Here is a 297-nt window from a genome sequence, read left to right on the forward strand (position 1 = left end):
GGGGGGGGGGGGTGGGAGGGCGGCGTCTGGTGGGGAAAAAGGGTCGCTTGGAGCGTCAAATGAGGCTGGGGGATTAGACATAATACTTATTAAAGCTTGATTTTCTCCACCCATTATAGTTGTATATCCGCTATAATACAAACTTGCAAGTGCTGACATAATTACTGCACCTATTGGAATAATCGCATTCCAAATGCTTAATTTCACACCCTCTTTTGCTTTAATTTCATCTTCCATTTCTTTATCTAGTGCTATTTCTTTATGTGAAGAAACCCCTTTTCTTGCTCTAATCTCAGC

At 42.1% G+C, this 297-nt stretch carries 1 pseudogene; it reads right to left on the reverse strand.

What is annotated here, in order from left to right:
- Window positions 1–297: pseudogene (locus NG904_RS17030) on the reverse strand (Na+/H+ antiporter NhaC family protein); the annotation flags it as partial.

Source organism: Clostridium sp. ZBS15 (assembly GCF_023845705.1).
Taxonomy (GTDB): Bacteria; Bacillota; Clostridia; order Clostridiales; family Clostridiaceae; genus Clostridium; species Clostridium aquiflavi.